This is a genomic window from Geodermatophilus sp. SYSU D01045 (assembly GCF_054050295.1).
Map to the genome: position 1 here is coordinate 17,672 of NZ_JBJGZB010000021.1, position 24,009 is coordinate 41,680.

The window sequence follows — 24,009 nt, forward strand, 5'->3', positions numbered from 1 at the left end:
CCAGCCGCCCGCACCACTCACCGAGGGAGAGCTCGTGACCGAGATCGAGGACCGCCCGGCAGGCCGTACGCGCCGGGTCGCCAAGGCGCCGACCAGGGGGAAGGGCCTGAAGGTCAAGCGGGTCTACACGACCGCCGGCGTCCACCCGTACGACGAGGTGACGTGGGAGCGTCGCGACGTCGTCATGACCAACTGGCGTGACGGCTCGATCAACTTCGAGCAGCGCGGCGTCGAGTTCCCCGCCGAGTGGAGCATCAACGCCACCAACATCGTCACCACGAAGTACTTCCGCGGCGCCGTCGGCACCCCGCAGCGGGAGAGCAGCCTGCGTCAGCTCATCGACCGGGTGGTGCTCACCTACGGCGCGGCCGGCCGCGAGCACGGCTACTTCGCCACCGAGGGCGACGCCGAGGTCTTCGAGCACGAGCTGACCTGGATGCTGCTGCACCAGGTGTTCAGCTTCAACAGCCCCGTGTGGTTCAACGTCGGCACGAGCGCGCCCCAGCAGGTCAGCGCCTGCTTCATCCTCGCCGTCGACGACACGATGGACTCGATCCTCAACTGGTACCGGGAGGAGGGGCTGATCTTCAAGGGCGGCTCCGGCGCCGGCCTGAACCTCTCCCGCATCCGCTCGTCCAAGGAGCTGCTGTCCTCCGGCGGCACCGCCTCCGGCCCGGTCAGCTTCATGCGCGGCGCCGACGCCTCCGCCGGGACCATCAAGTCCGGCGGCGCCACCCGGCGCGCGGCCAAGATGGTCGTCCTCGACATCGACCACCCCGACATCGAGGAGTTCATCGAGACCAAGGCGCGCGAGGAGGACAAGATCCGCGCGCTGCGCGACGCCGGGTACGACATGGACCTCGGCGGCAAGGACATCACCAGCGTCCAGTACCAGAACGCCAACAACTCGGTCCGCGTCTCCGACGAGTTCATGCGCGCGGTGGAGGACGGCACCGACTTCGGCCTGCGCGCCCGCCTCGACGGCTCGGTGATCGAGAAGGTCGACGCCCGGGACCTGTTCCGCAAGGTCACCCAGGCCGCCTGGGAGTGCGCCGACCCCGGCATCCAGTACGACGACACGATCAACGACTGGCACACCAACCCCGAGACGGGCCGGATCAACGCGTCCAACCCCTGCTCGGAGTACATGAGCCTGGACAACAGCTCGTGCAACCTGGCGTCCCTGAACCTCATGAAGTTCCTCAAGGACGACGGGACGTTCGACGCCAAGACCTTCGTCAAGGCCGTCGAGCTGGTCATCACCGCGATGGACATCTCGATCTGCTTCGCGGACTTCCCGACCGAGCCGATCGGTGAGACCACCCGCGCCTACCGGCAGCTGGGCATCGGCTACGCCAACCTCGGCGCGCTGCTGATGGCCACCGGCCACGCCTACGACTCGCGGGGCGGCCAGACCCTGGCCGCGGCCATCACCTCGCTGATGACCGGCACCGCCTACCGCCGCTCGGCCGAGCTCGCCGGCATCGTCGGCGCCTACGAGGGCTTCGCCCGCAACGCCGACGCGCACGCCCGCGTCATGCGCAAGCACGCCGCCGCCAACGACGCCATCCGCCCGGTCGGCGCCGACGACGCCGACGTGCTGCGGGCCGCCACCGCCCAGTGGCAGGAGTGCCTGGAGATCGGCGCGGACAACGGCTGGCGCAACGCGCAGGCCTCGGTCCTCGCCCCCACCGGGACCATCGGCTTCATGATGGACTGCGACACGACCGGCATCGAGCCGGACTTCTCGCTGGTCAAGTACAAGAAGCTGGTCGGCGGCGGGTCCATGCAGATCGTCAACCAGACGGTCCCGCGGGCGCTGAAGAGCCTGGGCTACCAGGACGAGCAGGTCGAGGCGATCGTCGAGTACATCGCCGAGCACGGCCACGTCGTCGACGCCCCGAGCCTGCGCCCGGAGCACTACGAGGTGTTCGACTGCGCCATGGGCGAGCGGGCCATCTCCCCGATGGGCCACGTCCGCATGATGGCCGCGGTGCAGCCGTTCATCTCCGGCGCGATCAGCAAGACGGTCAACATGCCGGAGACGGCGACCGTCGAGGACGTCGAGAACATCTACTTCCAGGGCTGGAAGCTCGGCCTCAAGGCGCTGGCGATCTACCGCGACAACTGCAAGGTCGGCCAGCCGCTGTCCGACGCCAAGGCCAAGAAGGCCACTGCCGACGGTGGGGCCACGGTCGAGGTGGAGGCCGCTCCGGTCGCCACGACGTCGCACCCGGTCCGCCGCCGGCTGCCGAAGAAGCGGCAGAGCATGACGACGTCGTTCAGCGTCGCCGGCGCCGAGGGCTACATGACCGCCGGGATGTACGAGGACGGCAGCCTCGGCGAGGTGTTCCTCAAGCTCGGCAAGCAGGGCTCGACCCTGGCCGGTGTCATGGACGCCTTCTCGATCGGCATCTCGATCGCGCTGCAGCACGGTGTGCCGCTGGAGACCTACATCCAGAAGTTCACCAACATGCGCTTCGAGCCGGCCGGCATGACCGACGACCCGGACATCCGGATCGCCCAGTCGGTGATGGACTACATCTTCCGTCGCCTGGCGCTGGACCACCTGCCGGTCGAGACCCGCGCGACCCTCGGCATCTTCACCGCCGAGGAGCGGGCGGCGCAGGTGTCGGGCACCTACGGCGGCTCGGCCTCGACGGCGGAGGTCGTCGAGGAGGAGGAGGTCGACGTCGAGGCGCTGCGCGGCTCGGTGCCGACCGAGGCCCCGGCCAAGCCGGAGCCGGCCGCCGGGAAGCCGGCCAAGGAGGCCCACTCCTCGGCCGAGCTGCTCGAGCTGGTCACCGGCAACGTCACCGACGCGCCGCTGTGCATGACCTGCGGCACGAAGATGCGCCCGGCCGGCAGCTGCTACGTCTGCGAGGGCTGCGGCTCCACCAGCGGCTGCAGCTGACCCGACCGGTCGGGGTTCGTCCCTGACCACCGAGGTCGCCACCGGCCCGGTCCCCGCAGGGGCCGGGCCGGTGGCGTCCCACGGGCGCGACGGGTCAGGGCAGCCGTGCCAGCAGCGCCCGGGCGAACGCCCCGGCCGCCGGGTCGGCCGGCTCGTGCGTCGCCGTGGCGCGCAGCCAGCTCGCGAGCGGCGCGGCCAGCGCGGGGGAGAGGGCCGCGATCCACGCACCAGTGCCGGACCGCGCCTCGGCCACGTGCTCGGTGCCCCCGTCGGGGAGGTGCGCGACCACCTCGGGGCGGGTCGCCAGCAGTCCGCCGGTGCGCCAGTCGCCGGGGGTCGTCCGGGCGGCGAGCGCGTCCAGTCGGTCGGCCGCCGTCCGCAGCAGCTGCTCGGGGTCCACGGCCGGATGGTGCCCGACGGCAGCCGGGCGGAGGAGGGCGTCGACGTCCGGGCGCTCCCGGGCCGGACCGCTGCCGAGCGTCTGGACAGGCCACCTCCGGCGGCGGTGGACTACCGGTCCGCACAGGAGGCGCCATGACCGCGGAGCACGTCGCCGAGCCCGCCCGCGCCGGTGCGCGCGGCGCCGCGGACTCGTCCGGACCACCTCCCGCTTCCGGCGGCACCCGGAGCTGAGACTCCTCGCTCACCGACAGGAGGACGTCCCGTGGACACCTTCTTCTCCACCGACCTCACCGGCCTGCCGGAGGCCACGCAGCCCGAGGTGCTCGAACTGGGCGACGGCGACGAGCTGTCGCTGCACCCCGCCCCGGTCGCCAAGCGACTGGGCGACACCACGGTGCGGATGCTCGGCTACAACGGCTCGATCCCCGGTCCCACGCTCAAGGTCCGGCAGGGCTCGGAGATCGTCGTGCACGTCACCAACGGCACCGACCTCGACACCACCGTGCACTGGCACGGGCTGCGCCTGGAGAACCGCTACGACGGCGTGCCGCACGAGACGCAGGCGCCGATCCCGCCCGGCGGGGAGTTCACCTACCGCATCCAGTTCCCCGACCCGGGCCTGTACTGGTACCACCCGCACGTCCGCGAGGACGTCACCCAGGAACTGGGCCTCTACGGCAGCATCCTGGTCGAGCCGGCCGAGCCGGACTACTGGCCGCCGGCGCACCGCGACCTGGTGCTGACCCTCGACGACCTGCTGCTCGAGGACGGCGTGATCGCCCCGTTCAGCCGCACCGAGACCGATCACGCGGCGATGGGCCGCTACGGCAACGTGATGCTCACCGGCGGCGAGACCGCCCCGGCGTTCACCGCGCGGACCGGCGAGGTCGTCCGCTTGTGGCTGACCGACACCGCCAACAGCCGCGTCTTCCGGGTGACCGTGCCCGGCGCCCGGATGAAGCTCGTCGGCGGCGACGGCGGCCGGGTGGAGCACGAGGAGTTCGTCCCCGACGTGGTGCTGGCCCCGTCGGAACGGGCCGTCGTCGACGTGCTGTTCGACCGGCCGGGCGAGTTCGCGCTGGAGCACCGCACTCCGGACCGGACCCACCGGCTGGCGGCGATCACCGTCACCGACGAGGTCGCCGAGCCACCGCCGGCCGACCGGTTCGAGGTGCTGCGCAGCGCACCGGAGCTGGTGGCCGAGCGCCGGCAGTTCGACGCCTGGTTGGCCGCGCCGCCGGACGAGGTCCTCGCCATCGTCGCCGAGATGGACGACCCGGCTGCGGCCCCGGCGGCCGGCCCGGTGACCTACGCCTGCCCGATGCACCCCGAGGTGGTCGGCGACGACCCCGGACGCTGCCCGAAGTGCGGCATGAAGCTGATGGCGACCGCCCCGGCCGGGGGCGCCTCAGGCCACGACACGGGCCGCGCCGGCCACACGATGGGCCAGGACACGGGCCAGGACACGGGCCACGACACGGGCCACGACACGGGCCACGACACGGGCCACGACGCCGGGCACGGGCACGCCCACCACCACGGTCCCGCCACCACCGACGGGATCGAGTGGGAGGACGAGATGGCCGAGACGAACCGGGCCACCACCACGGAGACGATGCGCTGGAAGCTGCTGGACCGCGCTCCCGGCCGCGAGGGGCTCCCCGTCCACTGGCACTTCACCGTCGGACAGCGGGTCAAGATCCGGCTGGTCAACGAGATGGACTCCGACCACCCGATGCGCCACCCGTTCCACGTGCACGGCGCCGGCCGCTTCCTCGTCCTCGCCCGGGACGGGGCGCCCGGGCCGAACCTCGTCTGGAAGGACACCGTGCTCATCCCGACCGGGCAGACCGTCGACGTCCTGCTCGACGTCACCAACCCCGGCCTGTGGATGGCGCACTGCCACATCGCCGAGCACATGCACTCCGGGATGGTGTTCAGCTTCACCGTCGACCGGGCGGTGACGTCGTGACCGCCCCGGCCGAGCCGTACGACGTGGTCGTGGTCGGCGGTGGGCAGGCCGGCCTGGCCGCCGCCTGGTACCTGCGCGAGCGGGGGCTGCGCTTCCTGGTCCTGGAGGCGGCGGCGGAACTCGGGCACAGCTGGCGCACGCGCTGGGAGTCGCTGCGGCTGTTCACCCCGGCCGAGCACGACGCGCTGCCCGGGCTGCCGTTCCCGGCGCCGGCCGGCACCTACCCGGGCAAGGAAGCGGTGGCCGACTACCTGCGCGACTACGCCGCCGCCTTCGACCTGCCCGTGCAGCTGGACGCGCGCGTCACCGGGCTGCAGCGCACCGACGGCGGGTTCCGGCTCGACGCCGCCGGGAGGACGTACAGCGCCCGGCAGGTCGTCGTGGCCACCGGACCGTTCCAGACCCCGTTCGTCCCGCCGCTGGCCGCCGGGCTGGACGGGTCGGTGACCCAGGTGCACAGCTCCGGCTACCGCAGCCCCGACGCCCTGCCCGAGGGGCCCGTGCTGGTCGTCGGCGGCGGCAACTCCGGCTTCCAGATCGCCGAGGAGCTGGCCCGGACCCGGCCGGTCGAGCTGTCGGTCGGCGCGACGTACACGGCGCTGCCGCAGCGGCTGCTCGGCCGCGACCTGTTCTGGTGGCTGACCCGGCTGCGCCTGCTGCAGGTGACCGCCGGCTCCCGGCTCGGCCGCCGGATGCAGTCCCGCGGCGAGTTCCTCATCGGCACCAGCCGGCGCGGCCTGCAGCGGGCCGGCGTCCGCTTCCGGCCGCGGCTGGCCGACGCCGCCGGCCGCACCGTGCGGTTCGCCGACGGCACCACCGGGGAGGTGGGTGTCGTCGTCTGGGCCACCGGCTACCGGCCCGACCACTCGTGGATCGACGTCCCGGGCGTGCTGCGCGACGGCCGCGTGGTCCACACCCGCGGGATCACCGACGTCCCCGGGCTGTACGTCCTCGGCCTGTCCTGGCAGCACACCCGCGGCTCGGCGCTGCTGGGCTTCGTCGCCGAGGACGCCGCGTACGTGGCCGACGCCGCCGCGAGGCTCGGCGCCCACGTACCCGCGCCGCGCGGTGCACCCGAGGCGCAGGCGGCTCCGCGCCGCGTCCGGGACCGACCGCCGGGGAGGTCGACGTGACCGCCTCCGGACGGGCTCCGGAGCTCCACGGCGCGGCAGCCCGCGGCGCGCACGGCCTGCGCACACCGATCGTCTGGGGCGTGGTCTGGGGCTGCCTGCAGGCCGCCTCCCCGCTGGCCTTCCCGTGGCTCGACGAGTCCACCGTCTACGCGCTGGGGATCGCCCTGATCGCCGCGGTCTACATCGGGTTCAGCGTGGCCGACGGGCGGGGCAGGGTGATCGCCGTCGAGACCGTCGTCGCCGGCGTCTTCGTCGTCGTGGCCGCGGCGGGGGTGACCGGCTCGGCCTGGCTGCTCGTGGCCGGCCTGGCCGGGCACGGGCTGAAGGACCTCTGGCAGCAGCGCACCGGGTTCGTGGCCAACACGCGCTGGTGGCCGCCGTTCTGCGCCGCCGTCGACGTCGTGGCCGCCGCGCTCATCGCCGTCGGGATCGTGGCCGACGTCCAGCTCGGGTGGTGAGCGTCCGTCAGGCCGTCAGCTCGCGGCCGGCCCCGGCCGCGCGCGCGGCGGCCAGCACCAGCGTCGCCGCCGTCGCGTCCTGCACCGCGACGCCCACGGACTTGTAGAGCGTGAGCTGGTCCGGCGACGTGCGTCCCGGCCGCGAGCCGGCGACGACCTCGCCGAGTTCGACGACGTCGTCCTCGGCGATGAGACCGTGCTGGAGCGGCTCGGTCAGGTCGGCGCTGCCCGCGGCCGTGGCGGACGCCAGCGCCAGGCGCCGGGACTCGACGCAGACCAGCGACTCGGCGACGGTGGCGTCGTCCACCTCCCGGCCGGAGGCGGACCAGCCCACCGAGGTCACGTGGGTGCCGGGATCCAGCCACTCCCGCCGGACCACCGGCGTGGCGGGCTGGGTCGTGGCGCAGACGACGGCGGCGCCGCGCACCGCCTCCTCGTACGTGCGCACCGCGCGCACCTCGACGCCGAGTTCCTCGCGCAGCTCCGCGGCCAGGACCTCGCTCCTCGGCAGGGAGCGACCGGCGACCCGGACCTCCCGGACCGGGCGCACGCGCACCACCGCCCGCGCGTGGGAGCGCGCCTGCACCCCGGTGCCGAGGAGCGCGAGCACCGACGCGTCCCCGCGCGCGAGCAGCCGCACCGAGAGGGCCGAGCACGCCCCGGTGCGGACCGCGGTGATCACCGTCCCGTCGAGCAGGGCGACCGGTTCACCCGTCGCCGGGTCGAAGACGACGACCACCGCCTGGTGCGTGGGCAGCGCGGTGCCGGCGTTGCGCGGGAAGAGCGTGACCAGCTTGGTCACCAGCGCCCCCTGCGAGGGGACGTACGCCGCCATCCCGAACAGCCGGCCGTCCACCTGGGGGACCAGCGTCCCGCTGCGCTCGGGGACCGAGGCGCGCCCGGCGCTGAGGTCGGCCATCGCAGGGGCGAGCGCGTCGATCAGCACGTCCACGTCGAGGAGCCGGGTCACCTCGTCGGCACCGAGCACCAGCACCCCGGAGATGGTCCGCGCCGTCCTCGACGGGGGTCAACGCCCCCGCGCGCCGGTCGTCCGGCCGGGACGATGCCCGGGGGCGTGCCGCGGGGGGAGTCTGCGGCCGTGGTCGTCGCCCCGGAGCGGACGGTGGGGACCGCGCCCCCGCGGGCCGGGCTGGTCCTCACGGCGCTGGTCCTCGTCGCCGCGGTCGCGAACCTGAACCTGTCGGTGGCGAACGTGGCGCTGCCGGACATCGGGCGGAGCTTCGACTCCGGTCAGACGGCGCTGGACCTGATCGCGGTCGGCTACTCCCTGGGCCTGGCCTGCTCGGTGCTGTGGCTGGGCGCGCTGGGGGACCGGTACGGCCGCAAGCTCATGCTGCTCGGCGGCACGGTGCTCGCCGTCCCGATGTCGCTGCTGGCGGCGTACGCGCCGAGCGACACCGTGCTGTTCCTCGCCCGCGTGGGCGGCGGCCTCGCGGCCGGGATGGCCTACCCGACGACGCTGGCGCTGATCACCGCGCTGTGGGCCGGACCCGGCCGGACGAAGGCGATCGCCCTGTGGTCCGGCCTCGGCGGGGCGATCGCCGCGCTCGGCCCGGTCTGCTCCGGGTTGGTGCTCGAGCAGTTCTGGTGGGGCTCGGTGTTCCTGCTGACCCTGCCGCTGGCCGCGCTGGCCCTCGTCCTGGCCTGGGTGTCCGTGCCCTCGCACGTCAACGAGTCGACCGGCGGGGTCGACAACTGGGGCGGGCTGCTCTCCCTGGTGCTCGTGGGCTCGCTGATCCTCTCGATCAACTTCGCGCCGGTGCCGGACCGGACGACCCTGACCCTGGTCCTCGCCGCCGTCGCGCTGCTCGCCCTGGTCGCCTTCGCCGTCCGCCAGCGCCGCGCCCGCGAGCCGCTCTACGACCTGGGGGTGGCCGCGCGGCCGACCTTCTGGGTGGCCGCCTGCGCGGGCGTGATCGTGTTCGGCTCGCTGATGGGCGCGATGTTCGTCGGCCAGCAGTACCTGCAGAACGTCCTGGGCTACTCGACCGTCGAGGCGGGCCTCGCGATCCTGCCCGCCGCGGCGCTGATGGTGCTGGTCGCGCCGCGCTCCGCGGCGATCGTCGAGGCCCGCGGCGCGCGGTTCACGCTGCTCGCCGGCTACGCGTTCGTGCTGCTCGGCTTCCTGGCGATGCTGCTGCTGTGGACCGAGAGCGCCGGGTACTGGCGGGTCGGGCTCGGCTACGCCCTCGTCGGCATCGGCGTGGGACTGGCCGGGACGCCGGCGTCGCACTCGCTGACCGGGTCGGTGCCAGTGCGCCGGGTGGGCATGGCGTCGGGCACCGCGGACCTGCAGCGCGACCTCGGCGGCGCGGTCATGCAGTCGGTCTTCGGGGCCCTGCTGACCGCCGGCTACGCGTCGGCCGCCGGCGCGGCGATCGCGTCGTCGGGGGAGGACGTCACCAGCAGCGTGCAGGCCGAGCTGACCAAGTCGTTCTCCAGCGCCGTCGACACCGCGCAGCGGTACCCCGCGCAGGCCGACCAGATCGCGGCCGCGGCCCGGACCGCGTTCCTGCAGGGCGACCAGTGGGCCTACGTGGCCGGGATCGTCGCCGTGCTGCTCGGAGCGCTGCTGGTCGCCACCCGGTTCCCGCGGCGGGACGAGGAGCGGCGGCTGCTCGCCGCCTACCGTGCCGACGCCGCGTCACCGGGGGAAGCGCCGGCGGCGCGCCAGGTGCCCGGCGGTCCGGGCCTCAGGCCGCGGTCGGCACCGTCCGTTCGAGTGCGGCGGTGAGGGTGAGCCGGAGGTCGAGCAGGTCGTCGAGCGCCTGCTGGGCCGCCTGGCACGACGTGAAGCCCTCGCCACTCGGGGAGGTGCGGAACCCGTCTCGGGCGGTGCCGAGCTCCTGGTAGGCGACCGCGATGCGGCGGTCGACGTCGGGGACCTGGGGACGAGGGAGCGACACGTCGCCTCCTCCTGCGGATCGGCTGAGCCGGGAGTGGGTTCCCCGGGCGTCCGTGCGGCGCTCTACCCACCCGGGGCCGGGTGCACGCACACTCCGCCGCGCGGATGCCGGTGCACCCCGGACGGGGGATGCCGGCGGGGAGTGCCGGTGCCGTGCCCACGGTGCGGGCCGTGGCCCGTCACACCGCCCGTCCTGCCCCGACTGCGCCGGGGCCTCGCGCGCGGTCCCGCTCGTCCCCGCTGCACCGATCGCGGCGGGTCAGCCGATCCCGCACTCGTCGCGCAGGTAGGTCTCGACGTTGTCGCTCGCGGTGTCCAGGCCGCGCCCGGCCTCCTCGAGCGCGGCGACCGAGTCCCCGTCGGTGAGGTCGAGGTCGGCCGTCGCGTCGGCCACCCGGTCCAGGCCCGCCTGCAACGCCTCCCAGTCGGCGGCGATCGCGTCCGGAGCGTCGACGTCGCGCATCTCGGCCCCGAGCTGACGGAGGACGTCGGGGAGCGAGGCGTCGCCCTCGGTCTCCGCGAGGGCGTCCTCCACCCGCTGGTCGAGGTCGGCGGCCCGGGTGCAGAAGTCCTCCCCGGCTGCCGTGTCCTCCGCGGGGGAGCTGGTCGCCGGGGTGTCGGCCGCGGAGTCCCCGCCGTCGCCCGAGCCGCCGTCGTCGCCGGAGCACGAGGCGAGCAGGACGACGCCGAGGACCGCGGCCACCCCGGCCCGGACGGGACGCAGCTGCTGGCGCATGGGACCGACGGTCCCGCGACCGGCGGCCCCGGGGCAGGGCCGAAGGGCCGCTCGGGGGCGAGGGAGGTCACAGGAGGATCACGGCCGGTCGGGTTCCGTTCCCGACGGCGGGCGCCGATGACACCTGCGGTCACCCGTGGATCCGCTCAGTGACGAGGGACCCGGCCCGGTGGAGCGCCGTCTCCCGGCCGGTGGCCGCGCCCCTCGGTCGTCCTCCCGAACGGATCCCCGCACCACCATGCCTGCCGTCCTCGGCACCGTCGCGTCCACCCTCAGCATCGCCGTCGTCTGGCCCCAGGTCTGGCTCTCCTGCCGGCACGGCCGCACCCGGGGCCTCTCACCCACGGGGACCTGGCTGGCCGTCGCGCTGAACCTGGCCTGGCTGACCTTCGGCCTGCTGGCGCACGACCCGGCCCAGGTGGTCACCAACGCCGTCGTCGGCGCGGGCAACGCCGCGGTCCTCGCCGCCCTGCTGCTCACCCAGCCGGCGCTGCGCACCCCGCGGGTGCTGGCCCGCACCGCCTCCGGCGCCGCCGGGCTGGCCGCCCTCGCCGGCGGCAGCGTGCTCGCGGTGGACCTCGGCGCCGCGCCGGCCGCGGCCGCCGCCGTCCTCGCCTCCGTGGCCGCGGTCGTCGGCGCCGCCGCCGCGGTGCCGCAGCCGCTGGGCCTGCTGCGCGACCGCACCCAGGACGTCTCCGGGCTCTCGCCGGTGCGGTGGTGGCTCGGCGCCGCGTCCTGCGCCGCCTGGACCGGCTACGGCCTCGCGGTGGGACAGCCGGCCATCGCGCTGTCGGCCGCGGTCGGGCTCGGGTGCGCCCTCGTCACCTGCGCGGTGCTCGAGTCCCGGCGGACGCCCGCGCCGGTCGTCCCGTTCCCCGTCCGCCGCCCGGTCCGCCCGGCCGAGCCGCGCCCGGTGCTGGCCGCCGCGGCCTGAGGACGGCGCCCGGGCGAGGATCGGGTGACGTCCGCACCGACCCCGAGGAGTCGCGGTGAGCCCGATCCCCGTCGCCGTCACCGGCGCCACCGGACAGCTCGGGGGCCGGGTCGCCCGCCGGTTGTCCGCCGCCGGCGTCCCGCAGCGCCTGCTGGTCCGCGACCCGTCCCGCGCGCCGCGGCTGCCGGGCGCGACCGCCGTCGTCGCCCCCTACGCCGACGGCGGCGCGGTCCGCCGCGCGCTGGACGGCGTGGAGACGGTGTTCATGGTGTCGGCGTCGGAGTCCGCCGACCGGGTCGACCAGCACCGCGCCTTCGTCGACGCCGCCGCGGCCGCCGGCGTGCGGCACCTGGTCTACCTGTCGTTCCAGGGCGCCGCCCCGGACGCGACCTTCACCCTCGCCCGCGACCACTGGGCCACCGAGGAGCACGTCCGCGCCCGCGGGCTGCGGTCCACGTTCCTGCGCGACGCGCTCTACGCCGACTTCCTGCCCCGGCTGGTGGGGGAGGACGGCGTGATCCGCGGCCCGGCCGGCGACGGGCGGGTCGCCGCGGTCGCCCAGGACGACGTCGCCGACGCCGCGGTCGCCGTCCTCCGCGACCCCGCCGCGCACGCCGGGCGCACCTTCGACCTCACCGGGCCGGAGGCGCTGACGCTGACCGAGGTCGCGGAGACGATCACCGCCGTCACCGGCCGCCCGGTCCGCTACCACGCGGAGACCGTCGAGGAGGCCTTCGCCTCGCGCGCCTCCTACGACGCCCCCGGCTGGCAGGTCGAGGCCTGGGTGTCGACGTACACCGCGATCGCGGCTGGTGAGATGGCCGCCGTGAGCAGCGCCGTCCCCGACCTGACCGGCTCCCCGGCCACCCCGTTCGAGCAGCTGCTGCGGGCCACCGCGTGAGCCTGGCGATGCGTGCGGTGGCCGGTTACCTGCGGCTGACCGCCAAGCCGCGGATGGCGACCGCCGAGCGCGCCCGGCAGCGGATGGCCGACCCCGGCGCGCCCGCCCCGCTGCCCGACGCGCTGCGCCGGCGGCACGAGGTGGCCACCCGGCTCGTCGAGGACCGCGAGGTGCACACGGTGGCCCCGCGCGGCGGCCGGTCCGGTCGGGTCGCCCTCTACCTGCACGGCGGCGCCTACGTCGCCGGGATGGCGCCGCAGCACTGGGCGCTGGTCGGGCGGCTGGCCGACGCCGGCGTCCGGGGTGGTGGTGCCCGACTACGGCCTCGCGCCGCGGTCCACCTACCGCGACGCGTACCGCCTGCTCGACGCCGTGTACCGCGACCTCGGCGACGACGTCGTCCTCGCCGGTGACTCCGCGGGCGGCGGGCTGGCCCTCGGCTTCGCCCAGACGCTGCTCGGCAGCGGCCTGCCGCAGCCGCGGCGGCTGGCGCTGATCGCGCCGTGGCTGGACCTCGCGCTCACCGGCCCCGGCGTGGCCGCGGCCGAGGCCCGGGACCCCTGGTTGTCCAGCGCCGGTCTGGCCGAGGCCGGCCGCGCGTGGGCCGGCGGCGACGACCCGGCCGACTCGCGGCTCAGCCCGGTGCACGGCCCGCTCGCGGGGCTCCCACCGGTGCGGGTCTGGATCGGCACCCGCGACCTGCTCCACCCCGACGTGGTGCGCCTGCGGGACCGGGCCGCCGCCGAGGGGGCGCAGGTGGACGTGACGGTCCGCCCGGGCGCCGTCCACGTCTACCCGTTGACGCCGACCCCCGAGGGCCGGGCCGGGGCACGGGAGGTCGTCGCGGCGGTGGCCCGGGACTGAGCCTCCCGCGCCGTTCTGCCGACGGCCGAACAATTACGCGAATGGCGAAAGGGGTCCTTTCGGGGGCGCATTCCTGCCGCGTCCCCGATTGACTGCGGCCGTCCGATCCCGGCGGCCCAGGAGGTCCCGACCGTGCAGACCCCGACCGGCTCCCCGTCCCTGCACGACGCCGTCGCCGACCGCCTGCTGCGCGAGCGCATCGTCGTGCTCGGCAGCGAGGTGGACGACGACGTCGCCAACCGCCTGTGCGCGCAGATGCTGCTGCTCGCGGCCGACGACCCGCGCCGCGACGTGCACCTCTACGTCAACTCACCCGGCGGCTCGGTGACCGCCGGGATGGCCGTCTTCGACACGATGCAGGCGATCGGCTGCGACGTCGCCACCTACGCGTTCGGGACGGCGGCCTCGATGGGGCAGTTCCTGCTGACCGCCGGCACGCCGGGCAAGCGGTTCACCCTGCCGCACACCCGGATCCTCGTGCACCAGCCCTCGGGCGGGCTCGGCGGCACGCAGTCCGACATCGCCGTCCAGGCCGAGGCCCTGCGCCGGCTGAAGCGGGACCTCGACGAACTGCAGGCGCTGCACACCGGGCAGAGCGTCGAGCAGATCGAGCGGGACTCCGACCGGGACCGCTGGTTCACCGCCCAGGAGGCCGTGGCCTACGGGCTGGTCGACCACGTCGTCGCCTCGGCCGCGGCGCTGCCCGGCCCGGCGCTGGTCCCCACGGGGTGGGGCGAGTCGTGACCGACTGGCTCACCGCGACCCTCGACGACGCCCGCGCGGCCGAGCTCCGGCGGTCGGTGCGGCACCACCGCCGGGTCGTCGCCGCGACCCGACGACGCCGCGCCCGCCGGATGGCCGCTCGCGCGGCCGCGCTCGCCGAGCGCTCCGCCGTCCTCGCCGCCCGTGCGGCGCTGCTGTCGCCCGGACCCCGCGCGGAGGCACGGTCGGAGGCCGGGGCGGACCGGCGTACAGCCGTCTGACCTGCACTTCTCTCGCCCACAGGGCTTGCCGCTCAGCTTTGTTCGAACGTATGATCGATCACGTGGACGACGTGCTGACCGCTCCGGTGCCGGTGGCGCCGCCGGTCGGGCTGTCGTCCGGGCCGCTGGGGGCGGTGCAGGCCGCGGACCGGGAGATCGCCCGGCAGACGGCGCTGCGGGCGCGAGCGGTGGCGGCGTTCGCCGCGTCCCGGGCGGCGTCGGCCGACCGACAGCAGGGCGAACGTGGCGCCATGTCCGCCGAACGCTGGGCCGCTCGCCCGGACGCGCTGCGGCCGGTGAGCGAGTGGGCCACGCAGGAGCTCGCGGTGGCGCTGGCGCTGTCGAGCGAGGCGGCGCAGGCGCTGCTGGAGCGCTCGCTGACGCTGGTGCACCGGCTGCCACGGACGCTGGCGGCGCTGGAGGCCGGTGCGCTGCACCCCGGGCACCTGTGGCCGCTGCTGGACAAGGTGGCGCCGATCGCCGACGACGCGCTGCGGGCCGGGCTGGAGGCCGACCTGCTGGCGTGGGCGGCGGGGCGGGTGACCACGCCGGCGCAGCTGGGCGACAAGGCCCGCCGCGAGGTGCTCAACCGCGACGCCCGCACCGCCGCGGATCGGCTGGCCAGGGCGGTGCGGGAGCGGGGGGTGTCCGCCCGGCCCGACCGGGTGGACGGGATGAGCGTGGTGTCCGCGCTGCTGACCACGCCGGAGGCGGCGGCGCTGGTGAAGGCGCTGGGCGCGTACGCCGACGCGCTCCCGGATGACGGGCGCACCCGCGGGCAGCAGATGGCCGACTGCCTGCTGGACCTGGTGCTGCGGCCCGGGGAGAGCGGTCTGCCGCCGGTGCAGGTGACGCTCGATGTGGTCGCTCCGCTCGGGGCGCTGCTGGGCGGGGACCAGCCGTGCGAGATCGACGGGCAGGTGGTGCCGGCGGAGGTGGTCCGCGCCCTGCTGGCCGCGCTCACCGGCGCCCCGCTGGTCTCCGCGGTCCCTGGCGATCCCGCCGACACGGCGGCCATCGACACCGCCCCCACCGGCACGGCAGCGGCCGATGACCCCGTTGCCGACAGCCCGACGACCGACACCTCGACGGCCGGGTCCACGCCGGTCGGCACCGAACCGGGCGAGTTCGCCACCGAGGCCGACGACTGGCCGCTGCTCGGCCTCACCGCAGCCGACATCGCCCACTACGAGGCCGAGGCCGCCGAGCTGTCCGCCTGGTGGGACCGGATGGAGGCCCGGGTGCTGGCCGGGGAGTTCGACGACCGGCCGGTGTCGTGCCCCGTCGACGAGGAACCGCCCCCAGGCCTCGCGCTCCCGCCGGAAGAACCCGCTCCGCCCGACTTGACACCGGACACAGCCGTGTCCGAGGGCTGGTGGGCGCGCGCCGACCGCGCCGTGGACGACGCCGGCACCGCGCTGCTCACCGCGCAGCGGGCGCTCGGGCACGCCGCCCGGATGGTGGCCACCGCTGAGCGTGCCGACACCGCCGACGAGACCGCCCGGGCGCACAGCCCGGCCGGCCGGGTCACGACCGCACCCGACGCCCTGACCGCGCTTGGCGCTGTGGACCAGCAAGCTCGGGAGGTGCTGGCCGGGCTGCTGCGGCGCACCGGCGGCGGCGGGCTGGCCGACCGGCGCCGGCTGGTGCTCACCGACGCGCTCACCGGCGCGCTGCTCACCCTCACCCACCTGCCCGCCCTGCACCGCGCGGACGCGGCCGGCACCGGGCTGACCGTGCCCGGCCCGAGCGGCGGCTACCACCCCGACGCGGCGCTGGACCGGCACGGCCGGGCGCGGGACCGGCGCTGCCGCTTCCCCGGCTGCCGCCGCCGCACCGGCCACCTCGACCACGCCATCGCCTGGCCGGCCGGACCGACCGCCGCGCCCAACCTGGCCGGCTACTGCGCCGGCCACCACCGCGGCAAGCACCAGGCACCGGGCTGGCGCCACCACCTGGCCGCCGACGGCACGCTCACCGTCACCACACCCACCGGCCTCACCGCCGTCACCACCGCACCGCCCCACTGAGCGAGGCCGGCTGGCGGGGAACGTCATGGCACCCGGGTGTGTTGGAGAGGGTGCCGGTCCGGTCCACGCCCCCGGGCCTCACCTCCCGCCGCTGCGAGCGGCCACTCGCCGAGAGGCGGCTGTCGGGCCGGCGCTGCACGATCCGGCCGCCCGGTCCACCAGGACCGGGCGGCCGTCCGCGTCCCGGGGACCGGTCGGCGACGTGCCAGGGTGGCGGGCGTGCGTGTCCTCGTCACCGGCAGCTCCGGCCACCTGGGGGAGGCGCTGGTCCGCGTCCTGCGCGACGCCGGTGACGACGTCGCCGGACTGGACCTGCTGCCCTCCCCGTGGACCGACGTCGTCGCCTCCGTCACCGACCGCGCTGCCGTCCGGGACGCCCTCGCCGGCGCCGACGCGGTGCTGCACACCGCCACGCTGCACAAGCCGCACGTCGGCACGCACGGCCGGCAGGCGTTCGTCGACACCAACGTCACCGGCACCCTCGCCGTCCTCGAGGAGGCGGCGGCTGCCGGCGTCGGCCGCGCGGTGGTCACCAGCACGACCAGCGCCTTCGGCCGCGCGCTGACCCCCGCGCCCGGCGAGCCCGCCGCGTGGGTCACCGAGGCGGTGCCGCCGCGGGTGCGCAACGTCTACGGCGCCACCAAGGTCGCCGCCGAGGACCTCTGCGAGCTCGTCGCCCGCGACACCGGCCTGCCCGTCGTCGTCCTGCGGACCGCGCGCTTCTTCCCCGAGGGCGACGACAGCGACGACGTCCGCACCGCCTACCCCGACGACAACGTCAAGGTCAACGAGCTGCTGTACCGGCGGGTGGACCTCGCCGACGTCGTCTCCGCGCACCGCGCCGGCCTTGACCGGGCGCCGGCGCTCGGGTTCGGCCGCTACGTCGTCAGCGCCACCACGCCGTTCGGCCGGGACGACCTGGCGCAGCTGCGCACCGACGCCCCGGCCGTCGTCGAACGGCTGTTCCCCGACGCCCCCGCGCTGTACGAGCGGCTGGGCTGGCGGCTGTTCCCGTCGATCGACCGGGTGTACGTCAACGCCGCCGCCCGCGCCGACCTCGGCTGGACGCCGGAGTACGACTTCCGCTGGGCGCTGGACCTGCTGGCCGCCGGGCGCCCGCCGCGCAGCGAGCTGGCGCGGACGGTCGGCGCGAAGGGCTACCACGCCGTCCCGACCGGCCCCTACACCGTCCGCTGACCGGGGGGCTCCAGCACCACGACGTCGTCCTCGTGCAGGCCCGACGCCACCAGCGTGCCGTCGCGCTCGGCGACCGCGGTGACGAAGCCGTAGCCGGCGTCGGTGGCCCGCAGGTCGTGCACCCGGCGCCCGTCGGCCGGGTCGAACGCCATCACCCAGGCGATCGGCGTGGCCTCCGGCCGCACCCGCTCGGGCACGTTCCACAGCAGCAGCCGCAGCACGCCCGGCAGCGGCAGCAGCCGGTCCAGCAGCGCGTTGCGCGGCGCGGCGATCGCCACCCACACCAGCCCGTCGCTGCCGAGCGAGGCGTTGTCGGGGAACCCGGGCAGGTTCTCCACCAGCGGCTCGGTGGTCCCCGCCCGCGGGCCGGTGAGCCAGTGCCGCAGCACCCGGTAGCGGGCCGTCTCGGCCACCAGCAGGTGCGAGCCGTCGGGTGCCCCAACCAGCCCGTTGGCGAAGCCGAGCCCGGACAGCACCGTGGTCACCGTGCCGTCGGGGTCCCGCCGCACCAGCCGCCCGGTGGCCGAGTGCTCGAACATGTCCCCGAGGTGGTGCTCGACGTCCCACCGGCCGGTCGACGTCGTGAACCACACCGTGCCGTCCGGCGCCGCGACGACGTTGCTCGCGAACGTCACCGGCTCCCCGTCGACCTCGGAGACCAGCACCTCGACGCCGCCGTCGGGGAACATCCGCAGCAGCCCGCGGTCGTGGTCGCAGACGAGCACGCTGCCGTCGGCGCACGGCTCCACCCCGAGCGGGCGGCCGCCGGTGCGGCCGACCAGCGTCCGCTCGCCGCTGATCGGGTCGATCCGCACGACGCTGCCGTCGCGCAGCCCGGTGACCACCAGGCCGGCGTCGTCGAACAGCACGTCCTCGGGGCCGGAGTCGCCGGTCGGCAGCCGGCGGGCGACGCGGAACGGCGCGGTCGGCCCGGGGTCGGCGAACGCCGGCGGGGTCCAGCGGCGCGGCCGGATGCGGCGGCGGGTGAGCAGCGGGCTGCCGACCTGCGCCGCGGCGCGGTCGGGGGTGAGCCGGCCGGCCCGGCGGACCACCGCCAGGCAGCGCCGCTCGAGCAGCCGGACGGCGAGGCCGAAGGAGCGGAACGCCGGGTTGGTCGTCTGCCCCGCCCGGTAGCGCGCCCACACCTGCTGGGCGATGACCGCGACGCGGAACAGGCCGAACACCTCGTACCAGGCCCACTCGGCGTTGGTGACCCGCTGCCCGGTCCGCGCGCTGTAGTACGCGACGACCTGCTCGCGGGTCATCATCCCGGGCAGCGTCGTGGGCTGGCGGCTGAACCGGCGCACCAGCGGGCCGTCGTCGGCCTGGATCCAGTAGCCGAGCGCGCCCGCCAGGTCCACGAGCGGGTCGCCGACGGTGGCCAGCTCCCAGTCGAGGAGGCCGGCCGGGCGGGTGGGGTCGGTGGGGTCGAGGACGACGTTGTCGAACCGGAAGTCGTTGTGCACCAGCGTGTGCGGCCGGTCGGAGGGCTGGTGCTCGGCCAGCCACGCGGTCACCCGGGTGAAGGCGGGCACGTCCCGCGTGCGGGCCCGCGCGTAGCGCTTCGTCCAGTTCTCCACCTGGCGGCGCACGTAGCCGGGGCCGCGGTCGAGGTCGGCCAGCCCGGCGGCCTCGACGTCCACCGCGTGCAGGTCGACCAGCAGGTCGACGACGTTGCGGCACAGCCGCGCGACCTGCTCCCGGTCGAGGTCCACGCCCGGCGGCAGCGAGCGGCGGGGGATCGGCCCCTCGACCCGGCGGACGACGGAGAACGGCGTCCCGACGACGGCGGTGTCCTCGCACAGCGCGACGGTGCGCGGCACGTGGGGGAGGACCCGGCCCAGCGCGTCCTGGACGCGGTACTCGCGGGCGACGTCGTGCGCGGTGCCGGTGTGCTCCCCGCGCGGCGGGCGGCGCAGCACCAGGTCGCCGTCGGGGTAGCGCAGCAGGTAGGTCAGGTTGGAGACGCCGCCCGCGAACTGCCGCACCTCGGGGACGGCGGACAGGTCGACGCCGGCCCGCGCGGGGTCGGCGTGCGCGGCCAGCCAGGCGGCGACGGCGGCGACGTCGAAGGCGTCCTCGGCGCGGACGGGGCGGGCACCGTCGGCGACGGAGCTCACGACAGCCGCCGCACCACGGAGAGCGGCAGCACCCGCATCGCGACGCCGATCGGCACCCACGGCCAGGCCGGCACGTACGCCCTGGCCTTCCGCGCCTCGATCGCCTCGACCATCGCCCGCACGCCGGTCTCGGTGTCGACCATGAACCGGGTGGCCTGCTGCACGTGCTCGTTCATCTCCGACCGGATGTAGCCGGGGTAGACCACGGACACGTCGACGCCGGGGATGCGCTCGGAGCGCAGCCCCTCGGCGAGCGCCGCGACGCCGGCCTTGGTGGCCGCGTAGGTGGTCATGCTCCTGCGCATCCCCCGCAGCGCGGACATCGACGAGACGAGCACCAGGTGGCCGCGGCGCTGCCGGCGGAACACCTCCAGCGCCGCCTCGCACTGGGCCAGCGCGCCGACGAAGTTGGTCATCGCCGTCTCGCGGTTGGCGTCGGCGCGGCCGGTCCCGAGCGGGGCGCCCTTGCCCAGGCCCGCGTTGACGACCACCCGGTCGAACCCGCCGAACGCCTCGTCGAAGCGGCGGAACACCGCGGGCACGGCGTCGGCGTCGGTGACGTCGAGCGCCGCCGTCTCCACCCGCCGGCCGGTCGCCGTCCGGATCTCGTCCGCGAGGGCGTCCAGCCGGTCGGTCCGGCGGGCGCACAGCGCGAGGTCCCAGCCGCGGGCGGCGAACTGGCGCGCCATCTCCGCGCCGAGCCCGGAGCTCGCCCCGGTGATCAGGACGACCCCGCCCGAGCGGGCCGTGGGGGAGGACGGGGAACCGGGGGAGGACGAGGGCACCCGGGCACGCTAGATCCGGCCGGTCCCGGCCCGGTGCCCGGGGGCTCAGGTCCAGACGGCGGAGTGCACCTGGGCGAGCACGAACCCGGCGACGACGTCGTGCACGGCGTCGCGGTCGTGCTCGTTGAGGACGTCGTGCAGGTCGCCGGGGAAGGTGCGCAGCGTCGCCCGCGGCAGCCGCGCGACCAGGGCGCGCGAGTGCGCGACGGGGACCATGGGGTCGGCCTCGCCGTGCAGGAACAGCGTCGGGATCGACGGCCGCCCCTCGGCGACCCCCGCCTCCACCGCGGGCCAGGCGGCCTCCACCGCCTCGATGGTCTGCCGGGGGACGGGACCCCGGTGGACCAGCGGGTCGTGCAGCAGCGCGTCCAGGTACTCGGGACGGGTGCTGAACATCGTGGCGGGGTCGGGGTCCTCGACGTCGTCGACCTCCTGGGCCATCAGGGCCTCGACCCAGGGCAGGCACTGGGCCGGTGGCGCGGACACGACCAGGGCCTGCGCCAGCTCGGGGGACCGCTGGGCCAGCAGCAGCGCGGCCACGCCGCCACCGGAGTGGCCCTGGAGCACCAGTGGCCGGCCGGGGTGCCGGGCCTGCGCGATCCCCGCGAGGGTGCGCGCGTCGTCGACGTACACGTCCCACGACGGCATGAGGTCGCGCTCGCCCTCGCTGCGCCCGTGGCCGAGGGCGTCCAGGGCGTGCACCGCGACGCCGTCCGCGGCCAGCCGCCGGCCGAGGGCGTCGTAGAGGCCCAGGTGCTCGCCGAAGCCGCCGTGGCAGAAGACGACGACGGCGCGGACCTCCCCCTCGGGGAGCCAGGCGTCGTGGAAGATGCGGCCTCGGGAGCCGTCGAAGAAGGGCATCGCTGCCCCTCCCTCCGGTCGGACGGACGGGGCCCCCGCTCCGGTGATCCTCCCCGCCGTCGCCCCGGCGCAGCGGCATCCCGTCCGCGCCCCGGGGAGGGGACGGCGCTGCGTCACCCGGGGCGCCCGGTTCGGTCACCCCCGGGCCGGGCAGGATCGTCGTCATGACGTATGCCGCAGCCGAGGGCCGCTACGACTCGATGACCTACCGCCGGACCGGCCGCAGCGGCCTGGACCTCCCGGCGATCAGCCTGGGGCTGTGGCACAACTTCGGCGACGACGTGCCGCTGGACCGGCAGCGCGCCATCCTCCGCCGCGCCTTCGACCTGGGCATCACGCACTTCGACCTGGCCAACAACTACGGCCCGCCCTACGGCAGCGCCGAGACCAACTTCGGCCGCCACCTGCGCGACGACTTCCGCCCCTACCGCGACGAGCTGGTGCTCTCCACCAAGGCCGGCTGGGACATGTGGCCCGGCCCCTACGGGCAGGGCGGCGGCTCCCGGAAGTACGTGCTCGCCAGCCTCGACCAGTCCCTGCAGCGCATGGGCGTGGACTACGTCGACGTCTTCTACTCGCACCGGCCGGACCCGACGACGCCGCTCGAGGAGACGATGGGGGCGCTGGACACCGCCGTCCGGTCGGGGAGGGCGCTCTACGCCGGCATCTCCTCGTACTCGCCGGAGGACACCGCGAAGGCCGCCGCGATCCTCGCCGACCTCGGCACGCCGCTGCTGATCCACCAGCCGAGCTACTCGATGCTCAACCGCTGGATCGAGACCGAGGGCCTGCTCGACACCCTCGCCGACGTCGGCGCCGGCTGCATCGCGTTCTCCCCGCTGGCGCAGGGGATGCTCACCGACAAGTACCTCGGCGGCATCCCCGAGGGCTCGCGGGCCAGCCAGGGCAAGTCGCTGTCGCCGGACCTGCTCACCGACGAGGCGATCACGCACGTCCGCGCGCTGGGCGACCTGGCCGCCGAGCGCGGTCAGTCGCTGGCGCAGATGGCGCTGGCCTGGGCGCTGCGCGACCCGCGGGTGACCAGCGTGCTCATCGGCGCCAGCAGCGTCGCCCAGCTGGAGCAGAACGTCGGCGCGCTCGAGCGGCTGGACTTCAGCGACGAGGAGCTCGCCCGCATCGACCGGCACGCCGTCGACGCCGGCATCGACCTGTGGGAGGGCGCCCGCACCGCCTGAGACCGTCGGCGGCCGCGCCTAGCCTCCGCGCATGGACACCCGGGTGGTGGCGTGGCGGCGGACCGACGAGGACACCGGGCACAGCCTGGCCCGCGTCGAGCGGCGGGACGGCGGCTGGCGGTTCGCCGGCACCGAGGTGCTGGCGGGACCGGAGACGCTGCTCGCCTGCTCGTTCCGGGTCGACGTCGACGACGCGTGGGCGACCCGCGCGGTCGAGGCGTCGGCGGTGTCGGCGGAGGGGGAGCGGCACCTGGTGCTCACCGCCGACGGCGACCGCCGGTGGTCGCGGGACGGCGCGCGGGAACCGGGGCTCGACGGCTGCGTCGACGTCGACGTCGCCGCGACCCCGCTGACCAACACCCTCCCCATCCGCCGGCTGGCGGACCTCGCCGTGGGGGAGGAGGTCACCACGCCGGTGGCCTGGGTCGACGTGCCGGCGCTCGGGGTGACCCGGGTCGACCAGACCTACCGCCGGCTGGGCCCGCGGCGGTGGCGGTACTCCGACGACGCGCACGGCGCCTTCGAGCTCACCGTCGACGACGACGGCCTGGTCGTCGACTACACCGGCATGGCCACGCGCGTCGCCGGCTGACCGCGCTCAGGCGCCGGTCAGGACGACGCGGTTGCCGTCGGGGTCGGTCAGCCGCACGACGCGGCTGCCGCCCCCCGGCTCGGGGCCGTCGTGCGCGACGCCCGCGGCGGTGAGGTCCCGCGCGGTGGCGTCGAGGTCGGCGGCGCCGATCACCATCGTCGAGCGGCCGCTGCGGTCGGGCTCGCGCCACACCTGCACGCCGGCCGAGTCGGTGAGGCGCCACTCGAGCAGGCCGTCCATGGGGCGGCCGTCCGGGTCGCGGCCGAACAGCGTGGCGTACCAGCGCTCGGCGCGGTCGAGGTCGGCGACGGTGGCCTGGGCGAGCACGCTGGTGGCGCGCACGGGGACCTCCCGGGGTCGGGCCGCGGGCCGGGCCGCGGCGGGTCGGTGCGTTCCCCAGGGGAGACCGTCCGGCGGCCGCGGACTCATCGGTCCTGGATCAGTCGCCCCGGTCCCGGCCGCGCGCCTCTGCCGCCGCCAGGCCCGTGGCCAGGCGGCCGTCCGGGTCGAGCCGCTCCAGCAGCGCCCCGGCGACGTCGGCGAGCTGGCCGACCTGCTCCGGCGTCAGCGCGTCGATGACGTGCTCGCGCACCGTGGCCAGGTGCCCCGGCGCGGTCTCGCGCACCTTGGCCCAGCCGGCGTCGGTGAGCCGGGCGTTGGTGGCCCGCCCGTCGTAGGGGCACGGCGCCCGCTCGACCAGGCCACGCTCCTCCAGCCGCCGCACGACGTGCGACAGCCGGGGGAGCGTGGCGTTGGTGCGGGTGGCCAGCTCGGTCATGCGCAGCGTGCGCTCCGGCGCCTCGGAGAGCATGGCGAGCACGTGGTAGTCGAAGTGGGTCAGCCCGGCGTCGCGGCGGAGCTGGCCGTCGAGGACGCCGGGCAGCAGCTCCACGACGGCGACCAGGCGCAGCCACGCCCGCATCTCGTCGTCGTCCAGCCACCGGGGTTCCACGACGACATCGTCCCACTCCGGTGCTTGTCGCTTCAACCAATGGGGACTAGGGT

The 24,009-nt window shown here is 75.8% G+C and carries 23 protein-coding genes; 14 read left to right on the forward strand and 9 right to left on the reverse strand.

Going from position 1 to position 24,009, the window contains the following annotated elements; genetic code table 11:
• Positions 1 to 34: 34 nt before the first annotated feature.
• Positions 35 to 2,914, forward strand: coding sequence for a vitamin B12-dependent ribonucleotide reductase (locus ACI798_RS17305; protein WP_457048495.1), 2,880 nt, complete (start codon positions 35 to 37; stop codon positions 2,912 to 2,914).
• A 94-nt stretch (positions 2,915 to 3,008) separates the two neighbouring features.
• On the opposite strand, the gene ACI798_RS17310 is transcribed toward ACI798_RS17305, so the two are convergent.
• The gene (locus ACI798_RS17310) at positions 3,009 to 3,314 is read right to left on the reverse strand and encodes a hypothetical protein (RefSeq protein ID WP_456942691.1); all 306 of its coding nucleotides are present in this window, start codon (positions 3,312 to 3,314) and stop codon (positions 3,009 to 3,011) included.
• A 264-nt stretch (positions 3,315 to 3,578) separates the two neighbouring features.
• Here ACI798_RS17310 and ACI798_RS17315 point away from each other — a divergent pair, with 264 nt between their 5' ends.
• From ACI798_RS17315 to ACI798_RS17325, 3 genes are read left to right on the forward strand one after another with little or no spacing between them, the layout of a single operon-like run.
• Positions 3,579 to 5,288, forward strand: coding sequence for a multicopper oxidase domain-containing protein (locus tag ACI798_RS17315; RefSeq protein WP_457048496.1), 1,710 nt, complete (start codon positions 3,579 to 3,581; stop codon positions 5,286 to 5,288).
• On the forward strand, positions 5,285 to 6,421 hold the full coding sequence (locus ACI798_RS17320) for a flavin-containing monooxygenase (RefSeq protein WP_457048497.1): 1,137 nt from the start codon (positions 5,285 to 5,287) through the stop codon (positions 6,419 to 6,421). The genes ACI798_RS17315 and ACI798_RS17320 overlap by 4 nt, the downstream gene beginning before the upstream one ends.
• Entirely contained in the window at positions 6,418 to 6,879 is a 462-nt protein-coding gene (locus ACI798_RS17325; protein ID WP_456942694.1) for a hypothetical protein, read from the forward strand. The genes ACI798_RS17320 and ACI798_RS17325 overlap by 4 nt, the downstream gene beginning before the upstream one ends.
• Positions 6,880 to 6,886: 7 nt before the next feature.
• On the opposite strand, the gene ACI798_RS17330 is transcribed toward ACI798_RS17325, so the two are convergent.
• Positions 6,887 to 7,873: an ornithine cyclodeaminase family protein gene (locus tag ACI798_RS17330; RefSeq protein WP_457048498.1), complete on the reverse strand. Its 987-nt coding sequence runs from the start codon at positions 7,871 to 7,873 to the stop codon at positions 6,887 to 6,889.
• 105 nt (positions 7,874 to 7,978) lie between these two features.
• Between ACI798_RS17330 and ACI798_RS17335 the strand changes: the two genes are divergently transcribed.
• Entirely contained in the window at positions 7,979 to 9,634 is a 1,656-nt protein-coding gene (locus ACI798_RS17335) for an MFS transporter (protein WP_456942696.1), read from the forward strand.
• Here ACI798_RS17335 and ACI798_RS17340 read toward each other — a convergent pair.
• Together ACI798_RS17340 and ACI798_RS17345 are read right to left on the reverse strand one after the other, a co-directional pair.
• A complete protein-coding gene (locus ACI798_RS17340; protein WP_456942697.1) occupies positions 9,594 to 9,806 on the reverse strand; it encodes a hypothetical protein in 213 nt (70 codons plus the stop codon). The two genes, ACI798_RS17335 and ACI798_RS17340, sit on opposite strands and share 41 nt — an antisense overlap.
• A 258-nt stretch (positions 9,807 to 10,064) precedes the next feature.
• Entirely contained in the window at positions 10,065 to 10,541 is a 477-nt protein-coding gene (locus ACI798_RS17345; RefSeq protein WP_457048499.1) for a hypothetical protein, read from the reverse strand.
• A 238-nt stretch (positions 10,542 to 10,779) separates the two neighbouring features.
• Between ACI798_RS17345 and ACI798_RS17350 the strand changes: the two genes are divergently transcribed.
• The 7 genes from ACI798_RS17350 to ACI798_RS17380 all read left to right on the forward strand — a co-directional run bounded on the left by ACI798_RS17350 (position 10,780) and on the right by ACI798_RS17380 (position 17,450).
• Complete coding sequence (locus ACI798_RS17350) at positions 10,780 to 11,475, forward strand: SemiSWEET transporter (RefSeq protein ID WP_457048500.1); 696 nt, start codon at positions 10,780 to 10,782, stop codon at positions 11,473 to 11,475.
• A 55-nt stretch (positions 11,476 to 11,530) separates the two neighbouring features.
• Positions 11,531 to 12,376: an SDR family oxidoreductase gene (locus ACI798_RS17355; RefSeq protein WP_457048501.1), complete on the forward strand. Its 846-nt coding sequence runs from the start codon at positions 11,531 to 11,533 to the stop codon at positions 12,374 to 12,376.
• 309 nt (positions 12,377 to 12,685) lie between these two features.
• The gene (locus ACI798_RS17360) at positions 12,686 to 13,240 is read left to right on the forward strand and encodes an alpha/beta hydrolase fold domain-containing protein (RefSeq protein WP_457048502.1); all 555 of its coding nucleotides are present in this window, start codon (positions 12,686 to 12,688) and stop codon (positions 13,238 to 13,240) included.
• A gap of 105 nt (positions 13,241 to 13,345) precedes the next feature.
• Entirely contained in the window at positions 13,346 to 13,984 is a 639-nt protein-coding gene (locus tag ACI798_RS17365) for an ATP-dependent Clp protease proteolytic subunit (RefSeq protein ID WP_457048530.1), read from the forward strand.
• Positions 13,981 to 14,223 carry a hypothetical protein gene (locus tag ACI798_RS17370; protein ID WP_457048503.1) on the forward strand — a complete coding sequence of 81 codons (243 nt, stop codon included), beginning with the start codon at positions 13,981 to 13,983 and terminating at the stop codon, positions 14,221 to 14,223. The genes ACI798_RS17365 and ACI798_RS17370 overlap by 4 nt, the downstream gene beginning before the upstream one ends.
• Before the next feature lie 62 nt (positions 14,224 to 14,285).
• A complete protein-coding gene (locus ACI798_RS17375) occupies positions 14,286 to 16,253 on the forward strand; it encodes a DUF222 domain-containing protein (protein ID WP_457048504.1) in 1,968 nt (655 codons plus the stop codon).
• Positions 16,254 to 16,472: 219 nt separating this feature from the next.
• Positions 16,473 to 17,450, forward strand: coding sequence for an NAD-dependent epimerase/dehydratase family protein (locus ACI798_RS17380; RefSeq protein WP_457048505.1), 978 nt, complete (start codon positions 16,473 to 16,475; stop codon positions 17,448 to 17,450).
• On the opposite strand, the gene ACI798_RS17385 is transcribed toward ACI798_RS17380, so the two are convergent.
• Genes ACI798_RS17385 through ACI798_RS17395 form a run of 3 tightly spaced genes read right to left on the reverse strand, consistent with a single transcriptional unit; the run spans position 17,435 to position 21,216 of the window.
• Positions 17,435 to 19,570, reverse strand: a complete 2,136-nt coding sequence (locus tag ACI798_RS17385; RefSeq protein WP_457048506.1) for a phosphotransferase — start codon at positions 19,568 to 19,570, stop codon at positions 17,435 to 17,437. The two genes, ACI798_RS17380 and ACI798_RS17385, sit on opposite strands and share 16 nt — an antisense overlap.
• The gene (locus ACI798_RS17390) at positions 19,567 to 20,355 is read right to left on the reverse strand and encodes an SDR family oxidoreductase (RefSeq protein WP_456942706.1); all 789 of its coding nucleotides are present in this window, start codon (positions 20,353 to 20,355) and stop codon (positions 19,567 to 19,569) included. The genes ACI798_RS17385 and ACI798_RS17390 overlap by 4 nt, the downstream gene beginning before the upstream one ends.
• Before the next feature lie 45 nt (positions 20,356 to 20,400).
• A complete protein-coding gene (locus ACI798_RS17395; protein WP_457048507.1) occupies positions 20,401 to 21,216 on the reverse strand; it encodes an alpha/beta fold hydrolase in 816 nt (271 codons plus the stop codon).
• A gap of 164 nt (positions 21,217 to 21,380) precedes the next feature.
• Between ACI798_RS17395 and mgrA the strand changes: the two genes are divergently transcribed.
• Both mgrA and ACI798_RS17405 read left to right on the forward strand, forming a co-directional pair.
• Entirely contained in the window at positions 21,381 to 22,412 is a 1,032-nt protein-coding gene (gene mgrA, locus ACI798_RS17400; protein WP_456942708.1) for an L-glyceraldehyde 3-phosphate reductase, read from the forward strand.
• Between the two features lie 31 nt (positions 22,413 to 22,443).
• The gene (locus ACI798_RS17405; RefSeq protein WP_457048508.1) at positions 22,444 to 23,004 is read left to right on the forward strand and encodes a putative glycolipid-binding domain-containing protein; all 561 of its coding nucleotides are present in this window, start codon (positions 22,444 to 22,446) and stop codon (positions 23,002 to 23,004) included.
• Positions 23,005 to 23,010: 6 nt separating this feature from the next.
• Here the strand turns inward: ACI798_RS17405 and ACI798_RS17410 are convergent, their stop codons facing one another.
• Both ACI798_RS17410 and ACI798_RS17415 read right to left on the reverse strand, forming a co-directional pair.
• Positions 23,011 to 23,346: a VOC family protein gene (locus tag ACI798_RS17410; protein ID WP_457048509.1), complete on the reverse strand. Its 336-nt coding sequence runs from the start codon at positions 23,344 to 23,346 to the stop codon at positions 23,011 to 23,013.
• 97 nt (positions 23,347 to 23,443) lie between these two features.
• Entirely contained in the window at positions 23,444 to 23,956 is a 513-nt protein-coding gene (locus ACI798_RS17415) for a MarR family winged helix-turn-helix transcriptional regulator (RefSeq protein WP_457048510.1), read from the reverse strand.
• Positions 23,957 to 24,009 lie beyond the last annotated feature (53 nt).